Here is a 3,987-nt window from a genome sequence, read left to right as displayed (position 1 = left end):
AAAGCTGCAGATGGCGGGCGGGAGGATATAGTCGCCGATGGTCTTCGTCGCGCCGACGCGGAGAATTTTGCGCGGAGTACAACATTACATCGCATTGCAAAAGGGCCGGACGTGCAGTCCGGCCCTTCTCTATTATTATTTCATTTTCATTCAGCCGAGGATATAGACGGTGCACATGCGCACGCCGAAGTCCCAGCACTCGGCATAGGTGTCAAAATACAGGTCGATCTTATTGCCCTTGATGCCGCCGCCGATGTCCTCGGCCACGCAGTAGCCATAGACATACTGGCCGTCGTTTGAAACGACATACATCTTCGTGCCGAGCGGGATGACGGTCGGGTCGACCGCGATGGCGCCCACGCGGGCCAGCGTGCCGGAATATGTGTGGCCGACATAGCCCTCGCAGGTGTAGGCTGTGGCGGAGCAGGTCATCACATCGACGTAGGTGTAGCTCTCGCCGGAGGACGTCATGATGACGTTTCCATCCGTCTCGGCCGAGCCGTCATAGCGTGAGCCGCCGGAGGACGACGAGCCGGACGAGGAGCTGCCGGAGGCCGTGCCGGACGAGGCGGCAGGGGCCGCCTGCTCCGCAGGCTCCGGATCGGCGGGCTGCTCCATGATGGTGCGGTCGACGCCGCGGATGACGAGCTGGGTGACGGGCTTCGTCTGGACCGTCTCCTGCACGATAACACGGGAGACCTCCTTGCCGTTGCGGTAGGTGACCTCGCTCTTGACGTGGGTCAGGCCGTTCTGCCCGGCCACGAGGACGATCTCGGCATCCGGCTCGAGGTCGGGGTCCTCATAATAATTGACGGGGTAGGGAACGGTCGTGTCCTCCTCCTCGATGCGCGTCTCCGTGTGCACGAGCTCGATGGTCATGCCGTCGTAGGTCTGCGTCTCGCTGCTGCACGAGAGCGTGTCGCCCGTGCCCGGCGTGATGCCCATGCGGGCCAGCAGGGAGCCGGTCGTTTCGCCATAGGTGCCGATGACGCTCTGCGCGCCGCGGTTGATGACCGTGACCATCTGCATGCGGCGGACGGTGATCTGATTCATGCCGTCGGCATAGCCGGTCTCATAGGTATCCTCCTCCTCGAGCTCGATGCCCGCCTCGGTGAGCACCTCATAGGGATCGGAGCTGTAGGAGCGGTGGACGGTGACGCGGTCGCCGTCCGTGATGATATAGCTGGTCTGGGCAAAGACGGTCTGCGAAAGCAGCGCGCCGACAGCGGCGGCCAGCACCGCGATGACGATAAGCCGCCGCAGCCACGCCCGGCGGCGCGGATGTTGTGTGCTTCTTTGCATGCTTGCCTCCTCCAATTTCTGAGAATTTTCGCTGCAGCGGCCGGTTTTGTTTGCGGGCTGCAACTATTGTTACTATATTGTAACTACCGCGCAATTATAACATTCTTTCACGATTTGTCAAGCTTTTTTCTTATTTTCCTGTTTTCGTCAAACTTTTTATGCTATTATTTCCGTTTTCCGGCGGACTAGATATCCGCACTCTGCGCATGGGAAAGCACAAGATATTGTGAAAGGATTACAAAACGGTTAACATAACGGCCGCAAAACGCAACCGCCCCGCCGCAGGCAAAAAACTTTGCCCGCACCGCTTGACACGGCCGGGCAAACGTGCTATATTGGCGATATCAAAGAGGCTGTGACGAAGACCGGAACAGGCCCGGTTGCCCAGAGAGGGAGCGGTTGGTGAAAGCTCCTGCACCCGCCTGCCGCCGAACCGCTTCCGAGCCGCTCCGCTGAACTTCCAGTAGGCTGAGCCGGGTGCGCCCGTTACCGCGCCAACGAGCGGCAGCGCCATGCGCTGCAAGCAGGGTGGAACCGTGGAATACAGAATCTGTATCTCACCCCTGATTGGATCAGGGGTGATTTTTTTGAACCTCTGATAAAATCAACAAGCGTGAATGGCAAGATATTTTTTGTCAAACCAAGGTTTGGGAAACGCCGGAATACTGGTATGTATTTCAAGTTTTCCGAACCGATGGATTGGCGAAAAAGATCTGGCAGGCACCGCAGTTGATTTTATACAGAGGTTCCCTTATTGCCCCTCAGAATGAAGGAGGAAACACCATGTCCGAAGAAAATCTGTACACGTTTGAAAACGAGGCCTATCGCAAGACGTACTGGCACACCTGCTCCCATGTGATGGCGCAGGCCGTCAAGCGCCTGTATCCGCAGGTCAAGCTGGCCATCGGCCCGTCCATCGACAGCGGCTGGTACTACGATTTTGATGCAGACTTCAGCTTCACGCAGGAGCACCTCGACGCCATCGAGGCCGAGATGAAGAAGATCTGCAAGGAAAAGCTCCCCCTCGTCCGCAGCGAGAAGCCGCGCGCCGAGGCCGTGGCCTATATGGAGTCGCTCGGTGAGCCGTATAAGGTCGAGCTCATCAACGACCTGCCCGAGGATGCCGTCATCTCGTTCTACACGCAGGGCGAGTTCACGGACCTGTGCGCAGGCCCGCATCTGGACAGCACCGGCCGCATCAAGGCAAACGCCTTCAAGCTGACGCAGTGCTGCGGCGCTTACTGGCGCGGCGATTCGAAGCGCAAGATGCTCCAGCGCATCTACGGCATTGCCTTCCCGAAGAAGGAGGAGCTGGACGAATACCTGCAGAAGCAGGAGGAGGCCCGCAGGCGCGACCACAACAAGCTCGGCCGTGAGCTGGAATACTTCACGACCGTCGACGTTATCGGTCAGGGCCTGCCCATCCTGCTGCCGAAGGGCGCGCGCGTCATCCAGACGCTGCAGCGCTGGGTCGAGGACGAGGAGGAAAAGCGCGGCTATCTGCTGACGAAGACGCCGCTGCTGGCCAAGCGCGAGCTGTATAAGATCTCCGGCCACTGGGACCACTACCTCGACGGCATGTTCGTTCTCGGCGACCCGCACGACGAGACGAAGGAATGCTTCGCTCTGCGCCCGATGACCTGCCCGTTCCAGTATCAGGTCTACCTGAACCGCGCCCGCTCCTACCGCGACCTGCCGATGCGCCTCGGCGAGACGTCCACGCTGTTCCGCAACGAGGACTCCGGCGAAATGCACGGCCTCATCCGCGTGCGCCAGTTCACGATCTCCGAGGGCCACATCGTGCTGCGCCCGGATCAGCTGGAGGAGGAGTTCAAGCACTGCCTCGATCTTGCCAAGTACTGCCTCGGTACCGTCGGCCTGCTCGAGGACTGCACGTTCCGCTTCTCGCAGTGGGATCCCGCGAACCCCAACAATAAATATGAGGGCACGGCCGAGCAGTGGAACGAGGCACAGGAGATCATGGGGCGCATCCTCGACGACCTCGGCGTGAAGTACACCGTTGGCTTCGACGAAGCCGCGTTCTACGGTCCGAAGCTCGACATCCAGTATAAGAACGTCTTCGGCAAGGAGGACACCCTCGTCACCATCCAGATCGACATGCTGCTGGCCGAGCGCTTCGGCATGGAATACACCGACCAGAACGGTCAGAAGGTCCGTCCCTATATCATTCACCGCACGAGCCTCGGCTGCTACGAGCGCACGCTGGCCTACCTCATCGAGAAGTACGCAGGCGCGCTGCCGCTGTGGATGATGCCGACGCAGGTCCGCGTTCTGCCGATCACCGACCGCGCGCACGACTATGCGCAGGAGATCGTCGACCGTCTGCGCGACGCGGGCATCCGTGCCGAGTCTGACTACCGCAGCGAGAAGCTCGGCTACAAGATCCGCGAGGCCCAGATGCAGAAGATCCCGTATATGCTCGTCGTCGGCGACCGCGACATGGAGAACCAGACCGTGTCCGTCCGCACGCGCGCCGGTGTGGATCTCGGCGCCATGAGCGTAGACGATTTCCGCGCAAAGTGCCGCGCGGAGATCGACACAAAGGCCCGCGACTGAAAGAAGCCGTTCCCCGGAGCACATGCTCCGGGGAATTTTTCGGCACGGCCGCCAGCCGGGCGTTGTAGGGGAGGGACATGTCCCTCCCGGCGCTGCACTGTCGATTCG

General features: G+C 60.4%; 2 protein-coding genes. One reads left to right on the top strand and one right to left on the bottom strand.

The window, feature by feature from the left end; all coding sequences use genetic code 11:
* Nucleotides 1–150 precede the first annotated feature (150 nt).
* Nucleotides 151–1,302 carry a 3D domain-containing protein gene (locus WMO66_RS00285; protein ID WP_349134410.1) on the bottom strand — a complete coding sequence of 384 codons (1,152 nt, stop codon included), beginning with the start codon at nt 1,300–1,302 and terminating at the stop codon, nt 151–153.
* A 783-nt stretch (nt 1,303–2,085) separates the two neighbouring features.
* On the opposite strand from WMO66_RS00285, the gene thrS reads away from it, so the two are divergent.
* Nucleotides 2,086–3,879, top strand: coding sequence for a threonine--tRNA ligase (thrS, locus tag WMO66_RS00280; protein ID WP_349134409.1), 1,794 nt, complete (start codon nt 2,086–2,088; stop codon nt 3,877–3,879).
* Nucleotides 3,880–3,987 lie beyond the last annotated feature (108 nt).

It is taken from the genome of Faecousia intestinalis (assembly GCF_040096185.1).
Classification (GTDB): domain Bacteria; phylum Bacillota; class Clostridia; order Oscillospirales; family Oscillospiraceae; genus JAZOXB01.
Note: the sequence above shows the minus strand (reverse complement) of the source record. Positions and strands in the feature narration are given on the sequence as shown.

Excerpts from the sequence above, each read along its gene's own strand:
- WMO66_RS00285 (WP_349134410.1), bottom strand. The coding sequence starts at position 1,302 with ATGCAAAGAAGCACACAACATCCGCGCCGCCGGGCGTGGCTGCGGCGG.
- thrS (WP_349134409.1), top strand. The coding sequence starts at position 2,086 with ATGTCCGAAGAAAATCTGTACACGTTTGAAAACGAGGCCTATCGCAAG.